The organism is Pseudomonas sp. IT-P395, from assembly GCF_949767675.1.
GTDB lineage: Bacteria > Pseudomonadota > Gammaproteobacteria > Pseudomonadales > Pseudomonadaceae > Aquipseudomonas.
In genome coordinates, this window is sequence record NZ_CATKPW010000008.1 from 119737 (window position 1) to 144482 (window position 24746).

Here is a 24746-nt window from a genome sequence, read left to right on the forward strand (position 1 = left end):
CTTAAAGCGAGTTATCGGTTTTGAATTGCGCGAGGCTGAAGCCGTGGGTCGCGGCCAGTGCTCGAATCTGCTGCACTTGCTCGCGGCTGATGTCGCCGTAGGAGTAGTGCTGTTTCATACCGGACAGGCCCATCAGCACCGACTCGGCCATGCACGCGTACAACTGACCTTGCTTGAGATAGGCCCGAACGTTTTTCACCAGGCCATCGCCCAGCGGCGTCTGCACGATGCCGCCGTGCATGTAGAGCACGTCGGAGCGTTGGCTGGCGAGGTTCTGGTCAACGTTCAGCGGCACGGCGATGTCGCAGATCACGCTGTTTTCGGCGAAGTGCTCGGCGAAAAGAAACGGCTGCGGTGCGTTAGCCGCGCAGAGCACGATGCGCGCCTGTTTCAGCACATCAAGATCGTTGCTGACGGTGATAAAGGCGTTCGCGCCCAGGCGTTCCTCGACCAGTTTTGCCACGCGCTGCCCCAGATCGGCACTGCTGCCGTGGGACTGCAAGATCCCATCGATTCCATCAATTTGCTGCAGGCGACGGGCGAGGCGATCGTGTTCGGCGACACCCTTGAGGATCGCGCGGGCGGCTTCGGCGTAAATCTGGTGAGCGGTTTTTTCCAGACGACGCAGGGAACCGTCGCGGCCGCTGCCGATGAGGATCAGGTGCTCGACGCTGGTCGACAGCAGTGAGGCGTAGGTCGAGGCAATATTGCCCGCCGCACCGACCACCGCAGCGGTCTGCCCGCTCAGTTCCAGGCCTTGCTGCTTGCAACCCTGCTCGATGGCTTCCAGGCCCATGCCGATGGTCAGTGCGTTACCGGAGGTCAGCGCCATGTCAGGAATCTGCAGCGCCTGGCAGTTGTTGGTGACGATCGAGGTGTACATGCCCAGGCCGGCGACGGTGTAGCCATCGGCGCGGGCATCCTTGATGCGATTGCCGACTTCTTCGCGGATGGTCTGCAGATCGCCGCTGGCGATGTACGCCGCCATGGCATCGGAATCCATGCACAGCGGGTACAGGGTGAACTCCACGGCAGTGCCGAGTTTCGAGCGAATCTGCACCGGGCCGATCGGCGCTGCTCGGCGCTCGGGCGCCATGCGCTTGATGAACTCGCGTTTCTGTTCAGCACTCAGGGTCGACAGTGAAGGATCGACGTCGCTGAGCATGTCCGAATCAATCAAATGGTTGATGAACGCCACGCGAGCCACCACACGCACGTTCTCGTCAGACTTTGGGCGGGTTTCGCTCTCCTTGAAGCTGACCTCGCGCGCGGGCACGTCAGCGATGCTGTCGGCGCACACACCGGCGGCCAGCGGGAAGGCGTCGCGGCGGCGCAGCATGTCGCAGACTTTCTGCAAGGAAGCGATCAGTCCATCGATCTCTTCGAAGGTGATGCACACCGGCGGTTCCAGTCGGATCACATTGGCGTTGCTGCCCGACGGCGCCACGCGCAGGGATTCGAATTGCAGCAAGTAGCCGGCGATGATGTAGCCCAGCGCATCGTTGTACTGCGCCGAGGCCTGAACCAACGAACTGGTGCCGGTCAGGTCGTGCAGTTCGAAACCGAGCAGCAAGCCACGGCCACGCACGTCGGCGATGACGTCCGGATAGGCCGCCTTGAGTTCCAGCAGCGAAGCCTTGAGGTATTCGCCTTTCTTGTTCACGTCCCTGAGCATCGCGCTGTCGTTCTCGAACAGACGGCGCAGGGCCGACAGGGCGATATGGCAGGACGCATCATCTTCGGCAAAGGTCGAACTGTGGATGTAGCTGAAATCGTTTTCGTAGTGGCTGGCGCGAATCACCGTCGCGGCAATCTTCATCAGGCCACCGCCCAGCGCTTTCGACAGGCAGTAGTAGTCACCCTGCAAGTTGAAATGGCTGGCACCCAGCAAAGTGCCGGTGCGGCCGAAACCCGATTGCACTTCGTCGATGATCAGCGGGCATTGCTGCTCGTTGCACAGGCGCCGCAGGCCCAGATAGAACTCATTGGCGAACTCGTTGATGCCGCCCTCGCCCTGAATCGGCTCCAGCAATACCGCGGTGATCGCGCTGAATGCTTCGCGGCGCACTTGCAGGGTTTCGCCGTTCCATTCCAGGCTCAGCCAGTGACGTACGTGACGGGCCGGCAGTTCTTGCAATTGCTGGGGCTGCTGCGGGTCGATGAACTCGACGTTGAGGCCGAAACGGGCGAACGGCTTGCGGTACTGCTTGCCGTACGTCAGTTGAACGGTGTTGACCAGTTTGCCGTGGAAGCTGCCGCGCACAGCGAGGAACACCGGCTCAACATGCAGTTGCGCCAGGTTGTGCTGACGCACCGCTTCGGCCACTTGGCGCACGGTGACGCAGGACAGATTCTGCGGCAACAGACCGGCGGGCAAATCGAGATCGTCAATGTCCAGTTCGACGTAAGCCTTGTCGCTGGCGACCAGATTGGCGAGAGCGAAATCGCGCTCGTCGAATTGCTTCTGCAGGTTTTTCTGACGGCGGTATTCGGCGTGCTTGACGGCGATTTCCACCGACTCGGCGCCACTGTTGGAGAAGGTCGAAATGTAGCGCTCGCTGTTGTTCAGCTCACGGTTGAACGCTTCACTGAGTTCACGCCCCAACTGCCCCGCCGCACCGCGCACCGACATCTGCGCGTTGAACGGTACATCGGCACGCAACAGGTCGACGAGTTGATCGACAAATTGCGGATCGTTGTGACCATACAGCGCGGCGCCGTAACCACCGAGGAAGTCGGTGACGGTCACTTCGTCGCCCTGGCGGTCGCGGTAAAACAATTTACTGCCCAGCGCTCTGTGGAACTGGCATTCGAGGCCCAGGGCCTGCATCAATTCAACGAATTTCGGCCGTACGTAATCGCGGTAATCCATGACAGTTCTATCCCTTGAGTAAAAAATCAGCTGCGTTTCGTTGCGTGCCGACGGTCAGTCGGCCGCGTGAAATTCGAGGTGGTAACCGGCACTGAAGCCGTTGTCGTCACGGTTGATCACCAGGCAATCGTGCAGCACGGCATCGCGCGGCTCAGCCATGACAAATGGCAGATGCGCATCCAGCGGTTGCTCCAGGCCACTGACCGGCGGGATGCTTTGCGCCTGCAAGGCCTCCCGGGCGAAGATCAGATCAACCAGACTCGGTGCACCACTCAGAATGCCGGTCAGCGATGTGCTGCTGGTGATGTGCGCGGCACCGGTTCGTGCCAGCGTGCGGGCCAGATCGGCATCTTTTTGCGGCTCGCCAGTGGCGCTGCTGATCAGCAGATCGACCTGTTTGTCCGGCAGGTTCAGCGAATCCAGACGCGGGTGTGCGAACAGTGCGGTCAGGCAGGTTTGCGGGCCTGCCGGCAGGTCATCGGCGCGACGCAACACCAGCGCCGCCGCACCTTCGCCGGCAATGCCGCCACTGCCCTGGCGATCAAAGGCACGCAGGCTTGGCGATCCTTCGGTGCTGATGACCCCCGCCTCGGCCAGTGCGGCGAGCGCCAGCGGATCCAGTTCACTGCCCGCGCCCACCACAATGGCCGCGTCGATCCGACCGCTCTGCAACGCCGCGCAGGCTTCGCGCAGCGCCGCCAGATTGCCGGCCACGCCCTGCATGTAGGCGTTGCATTCGCACTCAAGCTTCAAGGCCAGACTGACGACGCCGAGCAGACCGTTGCTCAGGCTCTTGAGCACCAGGAATGGATCGAGTGCGCGCTCCTGCAACACGCGTTTGGCCAGACGCTGCATGTCGGCACCGGTCTCGGTCTGACATTCGTGCAGCAGTTCGCCGTAAGACGCGAGCGAGGGATGGGTGTAACCGCCCTGGCAGCAATACAGACCAAAACGCACGTTGTCGCGACCCGGTTCAAGCCCGGCTTCTGCCAACGCCTGGCGCACCGCACTGACGCCCCAGATCACCGCCGGCGGGCAGTAACGCTGGAGGTTTTGTGCAACGTCCTGACGGCTACGTTGATGATCCCGATCAGCGACGTGTCCGAACGCAATGACCCTCTCGCTGTGGAACAGCGAAGAGCTCAGAGGCGAGATCGCGCTACGTCCTTCGCGGGCCGCCGACCAGAAACCCTCCACGCCCCAACCGGTGGGCAATACACAACCGCTGCCGGCGATCGCGACACGTACAGTGGCGTCAGTCATTGTCCATGCTCCCGATATTTGCCAAGGGCCAGCGAGGTATTGAGGCCACCGAAACCAAAGGAATTGCTCAGCGCGTAATCCACTCGGCGGCTGACCGCCTGACCGGCGCAGTAATCCAGATCGCACTGTTCGTCGGCGTCATGCAGGTTCACCGTAGGCGTCACCAGATCGTTGAGGCAGGCCAACGCGGTGACGATGCATTCCGGTGCGCCAGCGGCCGCGATCAGGTGACCGAACTGTGATTTGTTGGCGCTGACGGCCAGGGTTCGATAATGCTTGTGCTCGGCGAACACACTTTTGATCGCGAGGGTTTCGGCAACGTCGTTGAGCGGCGTCGAGGTGCCGTGGGCATTGATCAGATCGATCTGCTGCGGGCGCAGCCCGGCGTCGTCGAGCGCGGCCTGCATCGCCAGTGCCGCGCCACGTCCTTCGGGTTGCGGTGCGGTGACCTTGTAGGCGTCCAGACTGCTGCCGAAACCCAACACCTCGGCATACGGCGTGGCGCCACGAGCCAAGGCATGTTCGAGGCTTTCCAGCACAACGAAACCACCGCCCTCGCCGGCAATCAGACCGCTGCGGTCACGATCGAACGGACGGCACAGATCAGCGCCCCAGCGTTGCTCGCCCGACGCGGCACCCAACAGATACAACGCGGCCATGGTGTCGAGGTTGAGCACCGAGTCGGCGCCTCCCGCCAGCGCAACGCTGACTTCTCCGCGACGAATCATCTGAAAGGCGTTGCCAATGGCTTGTGAAGCGCCGGCACAGGCACTGCTGATGTTGATCACCGGCCCTTCACAGCCCAGGTCGTCGGTGATTACCCGCGCCAGACGGTCGTTGCTCTGACGCAGCGAGCCATCGGCATTCACTTGGCCAGCCCGTGACATCAGGTATGACCAGCTCGGGGGGCCGCCATTCGGGGCTTCGGTCAGCAGCATGTCAGCGAGCATGTGCTGCGGTGCTCCCGAGGCACACAGCACCGCCGCGCCCCGCAACTGTTCTGGCTGCAAGCCGCTGTCACCGACTGCCTGCGTGGCAGCCACCCAGCCAAACCGACTGCGCTTTTCCAGCGGCATCGTCCAGGCCGGATGGCTTTGCAGTTTTTCCGGCAACAGGCGCATGTCGACCGGTGCCGCGTAGCGCACCGCGAACGACGCCTCTTGCACGTCGTCCGGCTGCCATGGCCGCACGCAATGTTCGGCGCCGAGCATTTTTTCCCAGAGGGTCTGCCATTCGAAACCGAAACCGGTGACGGCGCCCATGCCGGTGATCACAATCCGTGTCGCACTCATGCGTGCTTCTCCATGGTTTCACTGGCCAATAGCAATGCGCCCCAGTGACCGGCGCGAGTGTGGCTGACAAGCAACGTGTAGCCCGGCGTCGCCGCTACTTCACAGCTCAGGTGCAGTGTCAGTGCGACTTCTGTCAGCAAACCGCTGGCGCCCAGTTCACCGGTCATGGTGCGGGTGCTGCGAATCTCGCGCGGGAAAGCTTCGAGCAACTTCATCACTTGCCCGTCAGCGCAATTGCCGACGATATGCTCGACGTCGCCGACTCGCAGTTTCTCGACACTCAGGACCTGGTCGATCACGCGCCGCCCCACCACCACAGAGCGTTGCGGATCGGTGCTGTAACCACGGGCAAACCCGGCAATGCGCACGGCGTGTGCCGCACCCGGCGCAGGTGTCGACGCCAGCAACAGCGCCGCGGCGCCCTCACCGAAAATCGGTTCGCTCGCCTGATCGGGCTCGCGCAGGTACAGGGCCGGCGTCAGGTTCGGACTGCTGCTGACCACCAACGCGGCGTCGGCATGCCGCTCGCCAATCTGCTGGCAGGCTTCGATCAGCGCATCCAGTCCGGCGTTGTCCTGAGAACAAAATCCGCCCATTGGCCCGTGGCAACTCAATGCTTCGGCGACATAAGCCATGACGCTGCTGTTGAGCAGGGTCAACGCATGCAGGGGCGGTGTGTTGGCCAACAATTGGCTGAGTTGTTTGTGTGGCTGTTCGATGATCGCCTGCACCGCATCCCAGCAAGGGCTCGGCGCATCGACTTCAGGAATGGCCGCTGTCAGGGCAATGCGTGAGGCAGGCAATTGCAGCGCCGCCAGTGCTGGCGCCAGCCGTGCGGCGCAATGCAACAGGCGCAAGCCCTGCGGTTCGACACTGCGCTGGATCTTGCGATCAAACAGGTCACTGGCCAGTCGCGGCGTCGGCAAGGCAAACGCCTGACGCTGTGCATCAAATGCCAGCGGTTGCGCCGCGCAGGGCGTGCCGAGCAAGTCAGCACATTCACCGCCCGCCACGTTCAGCACCGCAGCGGCATTGAGATAGATGGCTCGGTTCATGTCATGCCCTCCCCAGAATCAGCGAGCTATTGATGCCGCCGAAGCCGAACGAGTTGGACATCACCACGCTGATCGGCTGTCGTACCGGCTCGCTCAAGAACTTCAGCGAAGGGTATTCGGCACGCTCGGGGGCGTAATTCAGAGTGGGCAACAGCACGCCGTCACGCAGGCTCATCAGCGACAGCACTGCTTCGATCGCACCACTGCCTGCCAGTGAATGGCCGATGGCGGACTTGTTGGCGGTGAAAGTCATGAAGTCCTGGCATCCGCCGAACAGACGCTGTAGCGCCAACGCTTCACAACTGTCATTGGCCTGCGTGGAGGTGCCGTGGGTGTTGACGTGTTGCACGGCGCTGCGCAGCAGCCCGGCGTCCTCGATTGCTGCTTCCATGCATTCCTCGTATTTACTGCCATCGCGGCTGCTGGAGGTCATTTTCTGCGCCTCGCAGACATTCGCATAACCCAACACCCGGCCCAGTGGCGCAGCCTTGCGCCGCTGCGCGTGTTCAGCGGATTCGAGAATGACCATCGCCGAGCCTTCGCTGAGGACAAAACCGCTACGGTCAGGCATGAACGGGCGGCTCTGTTCGCTCGCCGGCAAGTCGGCCTGACAGAGCGCGCCGAGGCTGTTGAACATGTAATAAGGCAATTCATTGGCCATCAGTTCGACGGCGCCGCAGATAGCCAGATCGATCTCGCCGCGCTCAATGGCCCGGTAAGCACTGCCGATGGCCATGGTGCCGGCGGCACAGGCATCGGAATGGGTCGAGATGTGATCGCGGATGCCGAGCCGATCAGCCAGGTGTTGCGTCTGTTGATCGACGCGCCGGATGAAGGGCACGCTGGACGCTGCCGGACTGTCCAGCAGACGGTCGAGGTCGACGCGGCCGGCCTCGTCCATGCAACGGCTGAGCCGCTGCAGGTCGTGGCTGTCGGCACAGCATTTGTTGGCGCCCAGGAACAGACCGCTGCGACTGTGGGCAAAGTCTGCCGGCGTCAGGCCGGCATGCTCCAGCGCCTGCCGGGCAACGTATTCGGCCAGCACACTTTGCCGTGGGTGCAGCGCCGCGTTGCCGCCGAAACCGGCGCCGATCCGCTGCCACTGCGTATCGTCGATAAACCCGGCTGCGCTGTTGTTGAATCCCAGTGCCTTGAACCGGGGATGTTCGCGGACACAGGATTGCTTCCGGCAAATCCGCTCGAACAACGTGGCAGCGTCCAGCGCCATGGGCGCCACCAGACCGAACCCGCTCACATAGACTTCTCGTGCCCGCATGAGAACTCCTACACCGCTTCTTTGGTGTGAGTGGTAGCAAACTGCTCAACCAATTGACGCGACACTTCATCGCCATCCGCCGGCACCAGACGCGCACTGCACGCGCCGCAGACCACTTGCTGGCGCTCGTTCAGAATCGCTTGGTGGGCGTTGCAATCCGGGCAGGTCGCCGGCAGGTAGTTGAAAAGATTGCGGCACTGGTTGGCCCAGTTACGCACGGTGGTCGCGGCGAACACCTGAGCCGGCTGCATGCCCGCCTTCAGTTGATCCGGGGTGTAGGCGCTGAGGCTTTGCTCAAGCAGGTGCTTGCCGCTTTCGGTAATGCGACCGTTGGCGAGAAACTCGCTGGCATCACCGCAAACCGCCACTGCATGGTCGAGCACGCTGGTTTTCGGCAGTGTGCAGCCATATTGGCGGCCCAGTTGGAAGCTCAGGTCGACGATGTCCAGCGAGTCGGCACCGAGGTCTTCGACAATGCTGCTGTTTTCTTCGATGTCATTCGCATCCATCACCAACAGCTGTGCGAGGATTTCGCGAGTGCTGGCAACGACATGTTCCAAGTCCAATGGATTGTTCATTTCTATCTCCCTATATGTCGTGACTACTTCATGAATTCGACTTATGAAAAGTAACTTTTCCCACAGCAACTTCTCACGCGGCGGGAATCTAAACTCTGCCCTTAAGGGGAGAGTCAACGAACTATTCAAGGTTTTTTTACAACTCGAAAAAAGTCTGCAAAACCCCACAGACACCGCACCTCCTTGGTGCGGCGAACGACTTATTTACTTAACAAAGACGGGGTATGGTGGGGCGCCCGCGCTATCGGGCAGGCTGACTATCGAAAGCAACTAAGGACACAACGGAACCGACGTACTAAAAGCAAAAACCAGACAAGTAAAATAGTTATAACTTCATAACCTTTGTTTTAGATCAGTACTGCCGTTAATTGATTTTGCTGGAAGGTTTACGCTTCCATCCGTAAAACGCTGGCAGCGTTTATGGATATCTGAATGTCGAGCACAGACATCTGGGCAGAGGCACGGCGCTATAGGGTGCAGCTTCCGTTTGATCGCCTTGTCTGGAGCCGACACATGACTGCCCCTATCACCGTTCTGCGCGACACCCACCCGCTGCCGATACTCGACGCCTGCAAATGGGAAAAACTCGAAGGCGACCCGCACACCGTCAACCTCAATGCCTACACCAGCGAAGACGGCAGCAAGATCATGGGCACGTGGATCTGCACACCAGGCAAGTGGCGCGTTGATTATGTGAAGTGGGAGTACTGCCATTTCCAGGAAGGCTACTGCGTGATCACCCCGGACGGCATGGCGCCGATTCACCTGCGTGCTGGCGATATCTTTGTGGTTGAACCGGGCATGAAAGGCACGTGGGAAGTGGTCGAGACCGTGCGCAAATATTTCGTGTTTGCCTGATGCAAAAAAGCCGGGAGATCACCCGACGTGATTTCCCGGCAAATGTCCCAGATTCACTCAAATCCCTGTGGGAGCTAGCCTGCTAGCGATTGCGATCAATCTGGCAAAAATGAGTTGCCTGACACTCAGCCATCGCTAGCAGGCTAGCTCCCACAGTTTGTTCAGCGCTGTCCTTCTATTGCAGGCTTGCGATAGCTGTTGATTATCGCCGAGAAATCCTTCCCACCGTCCCCGCGCTGACTCATCGCCTGATACAACTGCTGCGCCACCGCGCCGAGCACCACCGGTTGGTGCGCCTGACGCGCCGCTTCGGTCGCCAACCCCAGATCCTTGAGCATCAGTTCCGCACCGAACCCACCGGTATAACCACGCGAGGCCGGTGCCGTTTCGACGATGCCCGGCCACGGGTTGTACATCTCCGAACTCCAGCAGCGCCCGGTTGAACTGTTGATAATCCCGGCCAGCACAGTCGTGTCGATGCCCAGTGCATCGCCCAGCGCCATCGCCTCGCTGACGCCAACCATCGAGATGGCCAGCAGCAGGTTGTTGCAGATCTTGGCGATCTGCCCGGTGCCGACTTCACCGCAATGCACAATGTTGCGGCCCATTTGCGCCAGCACCGGTTGCAGGGTGGCGAACAGTTCCTGAGTGGCGCCGACCATGAAGGTCAGCGTCCCCGCCGTTGCACCGCCAGTGCCACCGGACACCGGCGCATCGGCCATGGCTACGCCTTGTTTCGCCGCAGCCGCTGCCACATCGCGGGCCGTCTGCGGATCAATGGTGCTGCAATCCACTGCCGGCACACCTTGGCGAATACCAGCCAACACACCGTCCTCACCGAGCCAGACGCTGCGCACATGCACAGCGGCCGGCAGCATGGTGATCACCAGTTCGGCATCCTCGGCAGCCTCACGCGCCGAAGCACGAATGCAGCCGCCCAGTTGCTCCAGCTCCGCCAGCACGGTTTTGTTCAGGTCGACCAGACTCAGCGAATGGCCGGCCTTGATCAGGTTGCGCGCCATCGGCGCGCCCATGTTACCCAGACCGATAAATGCGATTTTCATGGCAGTTCCTCAGCGCAGGTTGATAGTGGTGTTCACGCCGTCGTTGACGCTGTCGTCATCGAACCAGCGCGCCGTGACCGTTTTGGTCTGCGTGTAGAACTGCACCACTTGCTTGCCGTACGGGCCGAGGTCGCCGAGTTTCGAACCGCGCGAACCGGTGAAGCTGAAGAACGGCACCGGCACTGGAATCGGGATGTTGATACCGACCTGACCGACGTCGATTTCGGTCTGGAATTTACGCGCAGCCGCGCCGCTCTGGGTGAACAGGCCGGTGCCGTTGCCGAACGGGTTGGCGTTGACCAGCGCAATCGCCTGATCAAGGGTGTCGACTTCCAGCACCACCAGCACCGGGCCGAAGATTTCCTGGGTGTAGATCTGCATGTCGGTGGTCACGCCCGAGAACAGGGTCGGACCGACAAAGTTGCCTTGCTCGTAGCCCGGCACCTTGATGTCGCGACCGTCCAGTTCGAGCTTGGCGCCTTCTTTGATGCCGCTTTCGATCAGGTCGAGAATCCGCGCCTTGGCTTTTTTCGAGATCACCGGACCGACATCGGTGCCCGGCTCGCTGCCGGCGTTGACGGTGAGTTTCTGCGCCAGCGCTTTCAGATCCGGCAACCATTGTTTCGCCGCGCCGACCAGCACCACCACCGAGGTGGCCATGCAACGTTGCCCGGCCGCACCGAAACCGGCGCCGACCAGCGCATTCAGCGCTTGCTCGCGATTGGCGTCGGCCAGCACCACGGCGTGGTTCTTCGCGCCCATCATCGATTGCACGCGTTTGCCGTGCTTGCCGGCCAAGTCGTAAACGTGGGTACCGACAGCGGTCGAACCGACGAAGGACACGGCTTTGATGTCCTTGTGCGTGCACAGGCCATCGACCACATCTTTACCGCCATGAACCACGTTCAACACGCCCGCCGGAACGCCGGCCTCAATCGCCAGCTCGACCAACAACATGGTCGACAGCGGATCCTGTTCGGACGGCTTCAAGACGAAGGTGTTGCCGCAAGCGATGGCCATCGGGAACATCCACAGCGGAATCATCGCCGGGAAGTTGAACGGCGTGATGCCGGCGCACACGCCGATTGGCTGGCGCAGGGTGTAGGTATCGACACCGCCGGCGACGTTCTCGGCGAACTCGCCCATTTGCAGGCTGCCGATCGAGCAAGCGTGCTCGACCACTTCCAGGCCACGGAAAATATCGCCCTCGGCGTCGGCAATGGTTTTGCCCTGCTCGGCGCTGAGCACCACGGCAATGCGTTTGGAGTGTTCGCGAATCAGCGCTTGCAGCTTGAGCATGATGCGCATGCGCGCGCCAATCGGGGTCAACTTCCAGGTCTGGAAGGCGCGCTGTGCAGCGCTGACGGCGGCATCCACTTCTGCGGCAGTGGCAAACGGCACTTTGGCCAGCACTTGCTGGGTCGCCGGGTTGACGATGTCGTGCCACTCGGTGGTCTGCGACTCGACCCATTCGCCATTGATCAGCAGCTTGACCTTCTGGACCGTGGTTTCGTTGGGCGTAAGCGATGCGTTCATGCTGGTCTCCGAAACTTGTTTTTATCGTAGGAGCCAAGGCGAAAGGTTCGCCTTGAGATGAGGCGTGTGTCACGAATTGGTTGTCGGACTGTTTTTGGAGTATAGATGTGCAAACTTCTAATAAGAACGCACATATAAGCCCGTCCATCATGCAAAAAAACATCACCTCGCTAGGCTCGCTGAACTGGGACGACCTCAAGTTTTTCCTCGAAGTCGCCCGCACCCGCAAGGCCAGTACCGCCGCCAAACGGCTGGCTGTCGACTACACCACCGTGTCGCGGCGGATCAGTTCGCTGGAAGCGGCATTGGGCACTTTGCTGTTCGAGAAGTCGCGAACCAGCGGCTTCGTCCTGACCACCGAAGGCCAGCGTTTGCTCGGTTATGCCGAGTCGATCGAAAGCACATTGCACATGGCCTGCGAGCAAGTCTCCGGCTCCGGTGTGGCACTCTCTGGACATGTGCGCATGGGCTGCACCGAAGGTTTCGGCAGCTTTTTCATCACCCCGCAGCTGAGCCATTTCGTCGACGCCTACCCGGCGATCTCGGTGGACATCCTGCCGCTGCCGCACTTCATCAGCCTGTCCAAGCGCGAGGCCGATATCGTCATTGCTCTGGAACGCCCGGAGCATGGACCGTACGTCTGCTGCAAATTATGCGACTACCGTTTGCAGCTCTACGCAACCCAGGACTATCTGGACCAACATCCACCGATCCGCCGCCCGGCAGACTTGGGCAAGCATCAATTCATCAGTTATGTGGATGACCTGGCGTTCAGCTCGGAGCTGCTCTACCTGGCGAATGTGCTGCCCGGTGCCAGCGCCAACTTGCGCAGCACCAGCGTGATCGCACAGTTTGTCGCCGCGCAGCAAGGGCGTTCTCTAGCGATTCTGCCGTGCTTCCTCGCCGCTCAAGATCCGCGCCTGCTGCCGGTACTGCCGGAGGAAATCAACATCACCCGGCAGTTCTGGATGTACTGCCGGGAGGATCTGCGCAAGTTGAAACGGATCACCCTGTTGTGGGACTACATCCGTGAGGTGACTGAGCGAAATCAGGATCTGTTGATGGGCAAGACGCGCGAAATGCAGTTCGCCGACTAGTCGGCGCTGACCACAATCGAGACCCGGCGGTTTTCCGTGCGACCGGCCGCCGTATCGTTGGACGCCACTGGCTCTTTGCTGCCCAAGCCCTGCAACTGGATGTTCTCTTGTTTCATGCCGACCGTGCCCAGCACGTTGGCGACACTCTTGGCACGGCGCAGCGACAGTTGCTGGTTGTAGGTTTCCTTGCCTGATGCGTCGGTATGACCATCGACGCGCACGCGCTCGATGCCGACACCCAGCAATGCCTTGCCGATGCGTTCGACGATCTCGGTGCTTTGCGTATTCAGGCTTTCGACGTCGCTGCCAAACAGCACTTTGCCGGACAGGCCAAACTCCCAGCCCTCGTCAGTCAGTTCAAAGCCCTGTTGTTTGAGGACCGCGACTTGCGCCGGGCTCAGGCCTTTTTGTGGCGCAGTCTGGCAACCGGTCAGGGCCAGAACGGCCATCAACAGCACAGCGTAAAAAGATCGAATGGACAGTGTGAACACGAGAGTCAGCTCCTGGTTTGAACGGAATCGACCGGGTGCTCCGCCCCGGCCGTGAATTGGGCGCCGCGCGACAGGCGCTTGGCTTGATACATCGCCGCATCGGCAGCATCGAGCAAGGCCCCGGGCGTAGCGCCATGATCGGGAAAAACCGCAATGCCGATACTGAGCGAGGTCACCACACTGGTGTCGCCCGGCAGCGCGATGGGCATGTCCATGCTGGCGAGGATCTTGTCGGCAATACGCTCGGCATCTTCGACCTTGTGCAGCGGCGTGAGCAGCACGGCGAACTCGTCGCCACCCAGCCGCGCCACCAGATCTTCTTCGCGCAACTGCGCACGAACGCGATTGGCCACCGCCACCAGCACCGCATCACCGGCGGCGTGGCCGAAGTTGTCATTGATGCCTTTGAAGCGGTCGCTGTCGAGAAACAACACGGCAACGCGCTCATCGTGTTTGCTGGCATTGCGCAACGCGCGGATCAAGCGTCCTTCGAAAAACGCTCGGTTTGGCAGACCGGTCAGGCTGTCGTGACTGGCCTGGTGAGCGAGGGTTTCGTTTTCGTTTTGCAGATGGGTTTGCCACGACTCCAGTTCGTCGAGCAAGGCGTTGAAGTCATTGCCGAGGTTGTCCAGCTCAGCGATCTGCGCCGGTGGTACACGGCGGTCCAGCGCTCGTTCGCTGCGTGCGGCGTGGGCCACGGCGGCCAAGCTGCGCAGGGGGCCGGTGATTCCGCGTAACTGGCGCCGCGCCAGGTAGAGCGCGACCCAGGCGCTGATCGCGGTACAGAGGATGATTCCTGCCAGACCGCTGAGCAGAAAACGCATCAGGCTGCCGCCATGACCGGTGAGCAGTACACGACCGATTTCACGGTCCTGATGCTCGATCGGCAGGCTGATGGGTTTTTCCAGGACGGCGCGGGTGATCTGCATTTCCAGCTCAGAGAACAAACCGTTTTCCGGGCGTTGCCAATGCGCGAGCAGTTGTCCCTGGCTGTCCAGTACCTGGGCATCAGCGACCTCTTCGGCAGAAGCAATCAGCGCCAGCGATTCGTTGGCGGCCGTCTTGTCGTTGAACACTACTGCGGCTTCCACGGTGTAGCTGATCGAACGGGCGATCAAATGCAGGTTGTGATCGGCATAAACCCGTAACGCCAGTACGCCGAGCAACGTCAGCGAAACACTGGCCATCGCCACGCCCACCAGCGCGACCGTCAAATGCCCTCGGCCAATGACCGAGCCCAGCGTTGGGCGGCTATTCGATCTGAACAGGTTCATGGTGCCGCCGGTTTGCGACGCGACAATTGCAGCACGCTGGGGTGAATGCGCACGCCGCTGCGGGCAACGGAGTCGAGATTGACCTCGAAGGACACTTGCTCATCGCCAACGCGCAGGCAGAACAGGCTACCGACCGTGCATTGATCGCCACCTTCGCTGATACTCAGTACTGGATGACCAATCAGCGAAGCGAACAAGCGAGTGCGTTCATCCGCCGTAAGTTTGCCGATGTAAACCGCATCGCATTCGCTGACGATGGCCGGGTTGTCGGCCAGCAGGCGACGTACGGTGACCGGCCGGCCAGTGGCTTGCGTGGTGCCTTTGACCAAGTCGTCGGTGTATTCGGTCGGGCCAACGATGCACAGGCGCAATTGCGCCGGCTCCACCGGCCAGCGCGCGTAGCTGAGAATGCCAAGAACGACCTGAGTGACAGATTTGGCCCGTTGTTCGGCCATGCCCGTCGGCGCTTGCGACTGTGCGACAGCCGCCCCCGTCAACAACCAGAGCAGACCGACAAGCAACGCGTGCTTGCAGACAACTACGCGCCCTGTCGCCCAGACAGACACCTTCATGCAGGGATTCTCTTGGATCGTAGCGAAATGATGCCGCAACGATAGCACAGCAGTGAAACACCAGCGAGACAGTGACCACTGACCGGTTGGTCAGTAATCGCCACCCATCGTCGGGATTCTCACCTCGCGGGCACGCCCCCTTCCTCCAGTTCCAGCATCAGCCCGCTCAGGCGTTTGACCTTTCGCTGCACCGCTTCCTCAAATACCCCCGGCCGGGATTCAATCAGGGTGAACCAATGCTTGGCCCGGGTGATGCCGGTGTAGATCAATTCTTTGGTCAATACCGGGTTCAAGGCGTCGGGCAGGATCAGCGCGGTGTGGGCAAACTCCGAGCCCTGGGACTTGTGCACCGTCATGGCGTAGACGGTTTCGACGTCATTGAGCCGGCTGGGCAATACGAAACGCACGCCGCCCTGGCCATCGTTGCGCGGGAACGCCACGCGTAACACCGGTTTGCCCGCGTCGGGTCCTTCGCGCTCGGGCAGCTTGAGGGCGATCCCGATGTCGCCGTTCATCAAGCCCAGACCGTAATCGTTGCGAGTCATCAGGACTGGCCGACCTTCGTACCATTGCTGATCGCTTTCGATCAGACGGGCCTTCAGCAGCGCGGCGGTGATCCGTTGATTCAGACCTTCAACGCCCCATGGCCCTTTGCGCACTGCACACAACAGCTGAAATGTATCGAACGCCTGCAAGACTTCGCGGGCCCAAATAATCCAGTCCGGATGTTCGAGGGGGCTGCCCGACGGTGGACGCTGATCACGCAGAACACTCAGATAATGGCGGTAACCCTGCGGGCCGTCGCCGTGCCCCTCCAGCAACAGGTGCTCCAGTTTATGATCCTGTTCGCCCTTGAGCGGCAACGAATACACATCGTCATAGTGCCCGGCCGCGAGCAACTGACGCGCTTCATCCGGCAGCTGCTGATTGACCCGACGCGCGAGCTGACCGATCCCGCTGCCCTCGCCGAAACGCCGGGAGTGACGCAGCATGACCACTTGCTGGGCCAGCGGGTGAGCACCCTCGACGTCTTCATGCAAGCCACTGTCCTGCAGCGACTCACCGCTGACCGATTCCAGCCACTGTCGGGTCTGCGGGTTGTACCAGCCACCCTCGGCATCCCGGCACAAATCGCCTAGCACTGCGCCGGCCTCAACAGAAGCCAATTGATCCTTGTCACCGAGCAACACCAGTCGTGCATGGGCTGGCAAGGCATCGAGCAGATTGGCCATCATTTCCAGGTCGATCATCGAAGCTTCGTCGACCACCAGCACATCCAGTGGCAGGCGATTGCCTGCATGATGCCGAAAGTGCCGGGTGCCGGGACGACTGCCCAGCAGACGGTGCACGGTGGTGACGTCGCAAGGGATCTTCGCCCGCACCTCTTCGCTGACTTTCAGCGACTGCACTTGTTGGCTGATGGACTCGGTCAGCCGCGCCGCAGCCTTTCCCGTCGGTGCCGCCAGACGAATCCGCAGCGGATGACCGGTGGCGACTGCCGGCGCTTGCAGCAGAGCCAGCAACCGCACCACTGTGGTGGTCTTGCCAGTGCCCGGGCCGCCGGTGACGATGCTGAAGGCGCCACGGGTCGCGATGGCACAGGCGAGTTTCTGCCAGTCGATCACCTCACCGGTTCTCGCTGATCCGAACAACTCATTCAACCGCTGCGGCAGATCGTCCGGAGTCGGCTCGACTTGTTGCAGACGCTCGCGCAACGCCGTGTCGATGCGCCGTTCGTAGGTCCAGTAGCGTCGCAGATACAGGCGTTTGCCCGACAGCACCAGCGGGCGTTGCTCTGCGCTATCACGGGTGTCCGCCGCCAGTGCGACCAGGGAGCTGCTCGCCAGAACCTTGCACCAGTGAGCGCCATCGAGCGCCTCGAGCAATTGCGAAGGCAGCAGCAACACACCACCTTGCACGTCTCCTTCGGGGGGCAGCGACAGCGCGAAGTCAGGAGCTTTCAGGGTTTCATACAGATCGAGACAGACATGACCGTGGCCAAGTTGATGACTGGTCAGGGCGGCAGCGAGCAGCACCAGCGGATCCGTATCGCGCTCGAGTTCGTGAAGGAACGCGACGAATGCTTTGTCCAGCGCACGCAGCCAGCCACGCTCGACCCAACGAGTGAGCAAGATCAACAGATCATCGGCGCTGGTCAGCGGCGAAAGCCTCGACAGGCTGTCGGCTGCCAGCGGCGTGGGGAGCAGATCGGCAAAGGTGCGGCTCATAGCAGGACTCCCTGTTCCCAGGCGGGCTCGGTCTTGGGTTCAGGTTTCCCTTGAAACATTCGGTCGAGACGTTCGATCAGCTCACGTGGCGGCCGGGCGAAATACACCCCGCGACTGTCAGCACGTGTGCCACGCAGGAACAGATACAACGCGCCGCCGACATGCCGGTCGTAATCGTAATCAGGCAGTCGTGCCTTGAGCTGGCGATGCAACGCCAACAGGTACAGCACGTATTGCAGGTCATAACGGTTGTCGAGGATCGACTTTTCCATGGCCTGCTCGGTGTAGGCCAGGTCGTCCACGCCGAGCCAGTTGGATTTGTAGTCGGCCACGTAGTAACGGCCATTGTGTTCGAAGGTCAGGTCGATAAAACCTTTGAACATGCCGTTGAGTTGCACCGGTTCTGCCGCCACACGGGCCACGCCCCTGTGAGTGTGCTGCCGCACCAGTTCGTCGAGTTTGACTACATCGACCTTATGGCTGGCGAACCAGAATTCCATCTCGACCCGATACTGCTTCAGTTGCTCCAGAACAACTGGCGGCTGCCCACCTGCAATCGGCAATGACGACTGCAGTAAATGTTGCAGCCAGTCACTCAGAGTATTGATCCAGCCCTCCCAGCCGCGCAAATTGCAGCGCCGGGCAATCGCATCTTCCAGCGCTTCGCGGGAAACGGCGAAGCCGTCGTCACCGGCCCATTCCAGCAAACCGTGAAGAAACGTTCCCGGATTGGGACCGCGCGGGAAGCGGTGGATATCGGCACCGCCGGCAATGATGTCGCGCGGCGCGTCGGGATCAAGGCGTTCGTCATCAAACAGCTTTTGCGCTTGCGGGCTGTCCGGTGCTTCATCGCTGCCGATACTCAACACATCGCTGATGCGCAGAGCGCTGTAGGAGGCGATCCACCAGTTTTCGCTGGCTTTGCGCTTGGGCAGCAGTGTCGCACTCAGCACGGCATCGTTGCGCGGGGGCTGGTAATGCTCGTCGGTGGGTTGGGGCATTTCATCGATATGGATAGCCGGGCAATCCTGTTGCAGGTCTTGAAGCCAGCGTTTCAGTTCGCTGGACTCGCCAAGCGATGCGCCACCACCAAGCAGATAACCCAGCGCCGATAGGTGCAGCACCGAGCTGTTGTTATTGCCCCGTTTGAGATCCGTCACGCCTAACCAGCAGGCATGTTGTGCGCGAGTCAACGCAACGTAGAGCAAGCGCAAGTCTTCGGCCAGACGCTCATCGTCCGCTTGCGCTACCAACTCGGCAGTTGGTTTCAGGCTCACCTGAGCCCTGCCCTCGGCGTCGTGATAATGCAGTGGCAAGCGACTGCCATCCACGGGTTTTGCCGAGCAAATGAACGGCAAGAACACCAATGGATACTCCAGGCCTTTGGACTTGTGAATGGTCACGACCTTGACCAGTTGCTCATCACTTTCCAGACGCAGAATCTGCTCTTCGCCGGCCTGGCCGGACACTGCCAACAATTCGGCCAGATGGCGAATCAGCGCTTGTTCACCGTCCAGTTCCGCAGCCGCTTGCTGCATCAACTCCGACAAGTGCAAAAGGTTGGTCAGTACACGCTCGCCATCGGTGCGTTTCATCAAGGTTTGCGGCAGGTGGAAGTCGTGCAGCAGGCGGCGCAACATCGGCAGCACACCTTGCTTGCGCCATAGCTCGCGATAGCCACGGAACTGCATGACCCGGGTTTCCCAGACCAGTTCGTCCTGGTTCAGACGTTCCAGCTCGGCCAATGGCAGGTTCAGGGTGATACAGGCCAATGCGGCTTTCAGGGAGCGCTCGACATCCGGCTCGGCACAGGCCTTGAGCCAGGACATCAGATCGTGAGCTTCTTGAGCCGCGAATACCGAATCCTTGTCCGACAGATAAACGCTGCGCACACCTCGGGCGGCGAGTTCAGCGCGTACGGCCTGGGCTTCTTTGCCGTCGCGCACGAGAATCGCAATGTCGGACGGCCTCAGACCTCTGAAGTCTTTGCCGTCCTGAACAAACCCCGCGTCAGCGCTTTGTCCGCCATTGAGCAGCGCGGTGATTTCGCTGGCGCACGCTGCTGCCAATTGCTGGCGATAGACCACGCCGGACAGTGGCTGGTCGCTGGACAAGTGCCAGACATTCAACGCCGCAACAGCTTGCCCGGCAACTTGCAGCTGTTCCTTGCGACCTTGAGATTCGACGGGGAGGAACGGCACAGGGTTGTCGCCGTTTTTCTCGCGGAACAAAAACGCGCCGCGTCCCTGCTCTCGGGACTCGGCGCGCTCGAATACATGATTGACCGCGTTGACCATGCCATGGCTGGAGCGGAAGTTGGTGCCCAGTGTATGCAATCGGCCAGTGGTGGCCTGACGCGCGCGCAGGTAGGTGTAGATGTCTGCACCGCGGAAAGCGTAGATCGCCTGCTTCGGGTCACCGATCAGGAACAGGCCGGTCTCGGGACTGTTCTCTTCGATGCGATAGATGCTTTCGAAGATTCGATACTGCACCGGATCGGTGTCCTGGAATTCGTCGATCAGTGCGACCGGGAACTGCTCGCGAATCAACGTCGCAAGACGTTCGCCTCCATCGGATTGCAGAGCGGCATCAAGGCGCAACAACATGTCGTCAAAGCCCATCTCGGCGCGACGCCGCTTCTCTTCTTCAAAGCGTGCGCCGACCCATTTGGCAGCATGTTGCAACACAGCGGCATCGGGGGTCGGCAATGCATCGAGGCTCGACTTGAGCTTTGACATGGCATCCAGACCCGGGTGACCTGGAGCCTGGCCTTTCCACGCTTCCGCCATCCCGTCGGGGGTCAGTCGAGTGAAACCAGTACCGATATCCAGTTGCTCCAAGGTCTCGTCTTCGGCCCATGCCTTGAGCTTTTCGAACCACGGCTCAAAGTAACGCGCCTGCATCTTGCGCCCGTCGACGGTTTTGCTCGCGACGCCTTGCTGGCAAATGGCGAGCAATTCGTCTGCCCACTGGCGCCAGGGCATTTTCAGTTCGATCAACGCCACGCGGCGTTCTTGCAGACACTCATCTATAAGCTCCGCAGGCGCCTTGCCCTCGTCGCTGTCACGCTCACTGGCGAACAGCCCGCGCACGCGAGGCAATAACGCCGCCGGCCCCCCCCAATTGCTGCGAACCCAATTCAAGGCATCGCCCTGCATCGGGTAACAGAACAGTCGCCAGTAATCGCGCAGCACTTCGCCGAGCAAGTCGCTGTGATCGGTTTCCAGGGATTGGGTGAACAAGCTGCCGCTGTCGAACGCATGCTCACGCAACATGCGCTGACACCAACTGTGGATGGTTGAGACGGCGGCCTCGTCCATCCACTGCGCGGCGACATCGAGGCGGTTGGCACAACCGGGCCATTGTTGGGTGTCGAATTGGTCACGCAATTCGGCGATCAATGCATCGGGCGCAGCCGTTTCGTCACGAAAGAATCGAGCTGCCTCAGCCAGACGCGTACGTATGCGCTCACGCAGCTCCTTGGTCGCGGCATCGGTGAAGGTCACCACGAGAATCTGTGGTGGCAGCAATTCGCGGCCGAATCCACTCGCCTCGTCACCATGTCCGAGGATAAGCCGCAGATACAAAGCCGAGATGGTAAAGGTTTTACCGGTACCGGCACTGGCTTCGATCAACTGGCTGCCCTGTAGGGGAAAGGCCAGTGCCAGGGGTGTCCTTGTACTCATGCGCGAGTCCCTTCGGTGGACAGCGAACGCCAAGGCGCTTCAAACAGTGGGCGATACAACGCGTCGCACCAACCGGAGAATGTTTCGTCCTCCAGCAATGCATCGAAGTCGGCGTATTGCCGGGACAACGCCGGGCTCTCGCGGCGCTCACCTTCGCTGGTCTGCCCGTCACCTTCATACGCTTTACGTGCCACGGCTTCGGCCTTCAGAGGGTCGGTCTGGGAAAGCCACGCAAAAGCGGTTTTTACCGCGATTGGCAGTGGCTGTCGCATGCCTGCCTGCCAGGCGAGGAGCAAGTCGCCAAGAAAACGTATCGCCCGTGCTGGCTCCATGGGTTCAAGCAGCAAGGTATCGTCGCTGGCGACCAATGCTGTCGTCAGCGAAAGTCCACTGGCGCAGGCCACCAGATGATTGATCCAAGGCTTGGTCAGGCGATGCCATTTGCGGCTTTTGATCGAGCCAATGCTGTTGGGAATGGTCGTGACCGACAACAGGCCACCGTCGGTGCGCTGGTGCAAACCGGCAAGCCAGCCTTCAAGACGCAAACCCTGCAACTCTAGATTGATCGGCATCGCACTGTTCAGAGGGGTCGGCCAGAGTGTCAGCAATTGTTGATAACGCTGCAGCAAATCCGGCAAAGGTTCGATCAGCTCTCGTTGCAGGCACTCGCCGAACCCGGCCATTGGCAGCAGACCGCTGTTCTGCAGACGGCGGGCCTGGGCAGTCAAAGCCTGATCGACATTGTCCGGCTGCCTGAGAGCGGCTTCGAGCAGGCTGTCGCTGAGCGTATAGCGCTGCAATGCGTCCAATACGAAGGGTTCTTCGTCAGCCAGCGGTGCTTCGGCAGCCTCGAAATACACCTTGAGGCGCTGGGTGAAAAAATGCCGAACCGGATTGCGTAAAAAATCCTGCAACAAAGCCAGGCTCAACGGCTCCTCCTGCACATAAGGGGTAAGTAGCTGAGTTTCGTTTTGAGGCTCATGCTGTTGATGCAGAACCTGCCATTCGCTGGCATAGCTGAAGAGTTGATCGCCGTCATGAAAATAGCGCGCACTGAACGGTTGCAGCGGATGCTCTTGCGTCATGGCACTTAACAGATCACCGCTTTCGTCGAGCAATCGCCAACCGCTGGCGAGGTGATCGCGCAACTGGCCGATCAATACGGAAGCCGGTCGTTCACTGTTGTCGCGAATGCTGCGGCCGACCCAACTGATGTACAGCTGATTGCGCGCTGACAAAAGTGCTTCGAGCAAAAGATAGCGGTCATCTTCACGCCGCGAACGATCTCCCGGACGGTAGTCGCTGCCCATGAGGTCGAAGTCCAGCGGCGGCTGCGCCCGTGGATAGTCGCCGTCGTTCATTCCCAGCAGGCAGACCAGTTTGAACGGAATGGCACGCATGGGCATCAGCGTACAGAAGTTCACGGCGCCAGCCAGAAACCGCTGAGACAATCGCCCTTGGTCCAGCCCCGCGAGCCAGGCTTCACGAACCACGGTCAGTGGTAGCTCATCCGTCAGACCGACTGCCTCACACGTTTCCAGCCAGGTTTCGCGCAGTTCCTCGAGTTGGGTCAACAAATAATCGTCATGCTCGTTACTAGCCTTGAAGAACAGTTGCATCAGCGCCTGCAAACGGTATCCCCACTCCTTGGGTTGAGCGGGTTGGGTGAGCTGTTGGTGGGCAAGTTCCAGGGCATCGAGCAGAGCCACCAACGGCCCGATGAGTGCGGCGTCGAGTCCGCCGATCTCATCGTAGGGTTCAATTCCTTCACACGCATTGGCACTGCCGACGGCGTAACCGAGAAGCATGCGGCGCAGACCAAAATGCCAGCTGTTTTGCTCTAGTTCGTCGGGTAACCCCAGGCCCGCGCGTTGCTCGGCGTTCATACCCCAGCGCACGCCCGCACCTTCGATCCAGCGGTGCAGTGTTGGCAGGTCGCGCTCTTCCACACCAAAACGCGCGCGAAGTGCGGGAACGTCGAGCAGGTCGAGGATTTCACTGACCGGGAAACGACTGTCGGGAAGCTTGAGCAGGTGTTCGACTGCGATCAGCAGTGGATCGCGGCCGCGCTGCCCCTGATCGGCCAATGTGAAGGGTATAAATCGCGGATCATGGCGATCAAGCTGACCAAATACTGCGCGGATATGCGGTGCGTAGCTATCGACGTCAGGCACCATCACGATCACATCGCGCGGACGCAGATGCGGGTTGGCACTAAAGCGCGCGAGAAGCTGGTCGTGCAGTATTTCAACTTCACGTTGAGCGCTGTGGGCAATGTGAAAACGGATCGACTCGTCCTTTGCCAGATCGACAGCAGGCCAATGTTCACGTGTTTCGTTGAGTGGGCGCAACTCCAAGATATCGTCCTGTAGTTGATTGAGCAGATTGTGTGGTTGAGTTTCGCTGAACAGGTCTATGCGGCCATCGCGAAAAGCCGCCCGATAGCTATTGGGATCGTCATAGCTGTCGAGCAGGTTTATGTAGTCCCGGCCTTGTTTGCCCCACGCAGCCAACAGTGGATGGGCGTGTTGATGCAGCGTTTCAGGGTCCAGCACTGCGGGCATTCCAGTCTTGCGCGATTGCCGTTTGTATTGATGCCGCAGCAGATCTTTGTCGGCGACAATATCGGCCCAGTGGTGCCGGCAGGGGTTGTGTACACACAGCAGGACCTGACTGAAACGCGCAAGCCCGGCCAGCGCCTCAAGCACTTGGGCTGGCAGTGAAGAAATCCCGAAAACGATCACTCGCGATGGCAATCCCGCAGGCGCTTCGGTGAGGTTGTTGATGCGTTCGATAAACCGTTGATGAACGCCGGCACGACTCTGCGCCATACCTTGCTCGCCCACGTCATCCAGCAGCGCACGCCACAGTTCTGCCTGCCAACAACTGGTCGGGGGCAGTGGCTTTACTTCTCCCCTGACGTTGCGCAGTTGATGCCGACCTTCGGCCCAGTCTTCAAGCCAGTCGGCCCGGTACACCTGATATTGGTCGAACAGATCCGCCAGGCGTTCGGACAATTGATAGCGCTTGCGCAGGTCGGCGTCGTGGGTAAGGAAGCGTTGCAATGGCTCGAAATGCGGGCGATCAATGACCTGTGGGAGGAGGCGCATGAGACGCCAGGTCAGCGGGGCCTTATCGAGCAGGGATTTGGGAGGAATCTCATCTCGGCCTAATACCATGCGATAAAGCTGCCACATGAAACTGCCCGGCAGTTGCACATCAATCGCCGCCGCAATGCCGCAACCTCCGAGGTCGTCGTCCTCTGGATCTTCAGCCAAAGCCAATTTGAGCCACTGGGCAATACCGTTGCTCTGCACCAGAGCGATTTCGTTTTCCAGCGGGGCCAGTGGATAGCGCCGCATTATGCTGATCACAAGGCTGCGCAGCTCGTCCAGGCTATTGCTCTGGACCACCATGAATGCAGCGTTGAGGGACTGGGCGTCCGGCATAAGGGTTTCCTTGGAGAAGTACAAAAGCCAGGGCAGAACCTTAGCATTGTCGGCAGGGTATGACAGCCGGACGGCGTCCGTGAATGCTGTAAGAACTTTCCTGCGGGCAAAACAAAACCCCAACTGCTTTCGCAATTGGGGTTTCGGAATTTAAT

At 60.4% G+C, this 24746-nt stretch carries 16 protein-coding genes; 2 read left to right on the forward strand and 14 right to left on the reverse strand.

Features of this window, described 5'->3' with window-relative positions:
• Position 1: 1 nt before the first annotated feature.
• Genes ACM6IN_RS07325 through ACM6IN_RS07350 form a run of 6 tightly spaced genes read right to left on the reverse strand, consistent with a single transcriptional unit; the run spans position 2 to position 8336 of the window.
• Positions 2-2872, reverse strand: coding sequence for an aminotransferase class III-fold pyridoxal phosphate-dependent enzyme (locus ACM6IN_RS07325; protein WP_414915672.1), 2871 nt, complete (start codon positions 2870-2872; stop codon positions 2-4).
• 54 nt (positions 2873-2926) lie between these two features.
• Entirely contained in the window at positions 2927-4135 is a 1209-nt protein-coding gene (locus ACM6IN_RS07330) for a beta-ketoacyl synthase N-terminal-like domain-containing protein (protein WP_414915673.1), read from the reverse strand.
• Entirely contained in the window at positions 4132-5427 is a 1296-nt protein-coding gene (locus ACM6IN_RS07335; protein ID WP_414915674.1) for a beta-ketoacyl-[acyl-carrier-protein] synthase family protein, read from the reverse strand. The genes ACM6IN_RS07330 and ACM6IN_RS07335 overlap by 4 nt, the downstream gene beginning before the upstream one ends.
• Positions 5424-6482 carry a beta-ketoacyl synthase gene (locus ACM6IN_RS07340; RefSeq protein WP_414915675.1) on the reverse strand — a complete coding sequence of 353 codons (1059 nt, stop codon included), beginning with the start codon at positions 6480-6482 and terminating at the stop codon, positions 5424-5426. Before ACM6IN_RS07340 ends, ACM6IN_RS07335 begins: the two co-directional genes overlap by 4 nt.
• Position 6483: 1 nt before the next feature.
• Complete coding sequence (locus ACM6IN_RS07345) at positions 6484-7758, reverse strand: beta-ketoacyl-[acyl-carrier-protein] synthase family protein (RefSeq protein ID WP_414915676.1); 1275 nt, start codon at positions 7756-7758, stop codon at positions 6484-6486.
• An 8-nt stretch (positions 7759-7766) separates the two neighbouring features.
• Entirely contained in the window at positions 7767-8336 is a 570-nt protein-coding gene (locus tag ACM6IN_RS07350) for an acyl carrier protein (protein WP_414915677.1), read from the reverse strand.
• 513 nt (positions 8337-8849) lie between these two features.
• Between ACM6IN_RS07350 and ACM6IN_RS07355 the strand changes: the two genes are divergently transcribed.
• Positions 8850-9194, forward strand: a complete 345-nt coding sequence (locus tag ACM6IN_RS07355) for a cupin domain-containing protein (protein ID WP_007911615.1) — start codon at positions 8850-8852, stop codon at positions 9192-9194.
• 161 nt (positions 9195-9355) lie between these two features.
• Here the strand turns inward: ACM6IN_RS07355 and mmsB are convergent, their stop codons facing one another.
• Complete coding sequence (gene mmsB / locus ACM6IN_RS07360) at positions 9356-10258, reverse strand: 3-hydroxyisobutyrate dehydrogenase (protein WP_414915678.1); 903 nt, start codon at positions 10256-10258, stop codon at positions 9356-9358.
• A gap of 9 nt (positions 10259-10267) precedes the next feature.
• Positions 10268-11794 carry a CoA-acylating methylmalonate-semialdehyde dehydrogenase gene (locus tag ACM6IN_RS07365; protein ID WP_095114177.1) on the reverse strand — a complete coding sequence of 509 codons (1527 nt, stop codon included), beginning with the start codon at positions 11792-11794 and terminating at the stop codon, positions 10268-10270.
• 149 nt (positions 11795-11943) lie between these two features.
• Between ACM6IN_RS07365 and ACM6IN_RS07370 the strand changes: the two genes are divergently transcribed.
• On the forward strand, positions 11944-12891 hold the full coding sequence (locus ACM6IN_RS07370; protein WP_414915683.1) for a LysR family transcriptional regulator: 948 nt from the start codon (positions 11944-11946) through the stop codon (positions 12889-12891).
• Here ACM6IN_RS07370 and ACM6IN_RS07375 read toward each other — a convergent pair.
• The 6 genes from ACM6IN_RS07375 to recC form a co-directional block, all read right to left on the reverse strand.
• The gene (locus ACM6IN_RS07375) at positions 12888-13340 is read right to left on the reverse strand and encodes an OmpA family protein (protein WP_414915684.1); all 453 of its coding nucleotides are present in this window, start codon (positions 13338-13340) and stop codon (positions 12888-12890) included. The two genes, ACM6IN_RS07370 and ACM6IN_RS07375, sit on opposite strands and share 4 nt — an antisense overlap.
• A gap of 47 nt (positions 13341-13387) precedes the next feature.
• Entirely contained in the window at positions 13388-14656 is a 1269-nt protein-coding gene (locus ACM6IN_RS07380) for a diguanylate cyclase domain-containing protein (RefSeq protein ID WP_123375823.1), read from the reverse strand.
• Positions 14653-15228, reverse strand: a complete 576-nt coding sequence (locus ACM6IN_RS07385) for a YfiR family protein (protein ID WP_007911622.1) — start codon at positions 15226-15228, stop codon at positions 14653-14655. Before ACM6IN_RS07385 ends, ACM6IN_RS07380 begins: the two co-directional genes overlap by 4 nt.
• Positions 15229-15347: 119 nt before the next feature.
• Positions 15348-17456: an exodeoxyribonuclease V subunit alpha gene (recD, locus tag ACM6IN_RS07390; RefSeq protein ID WP_414915679.1), complete on the reverse strand. Its 2109-nt coding sequence runs from the start codon at positions 17454-17456 to the stop codon at positions 15348-15350.
• A complete protein-coding gene (gene recB / locus ACM6IN_RS07395; protein WP_414915680.1) occupies positions 17453-21142 on the reverse strand; it encodes an exodeoxyribonuclease V subunit beta in 3690 nt (1229 codons plus the stop codon). The genes recD and recB overlap by 4 nt, the downstream gene beginning before the upstream one ends.
• Positions 21139-24591 (reverse strand): exodeoxyribonuclease V subunit gamma, encoded by a 3453-nt coding sequence (recC, locus tag ACM6IN_RS07400; protein WP_095114171.1) that lies wholly within the window; start codon positions 24589-24591, stop codon positions 21139-21141. The genes recB and recC overlap by 4 nt, the downstream gene beginning before the upstream one ends.
• Positions 24592-24746: the final 155 nt, after the last annotated feature.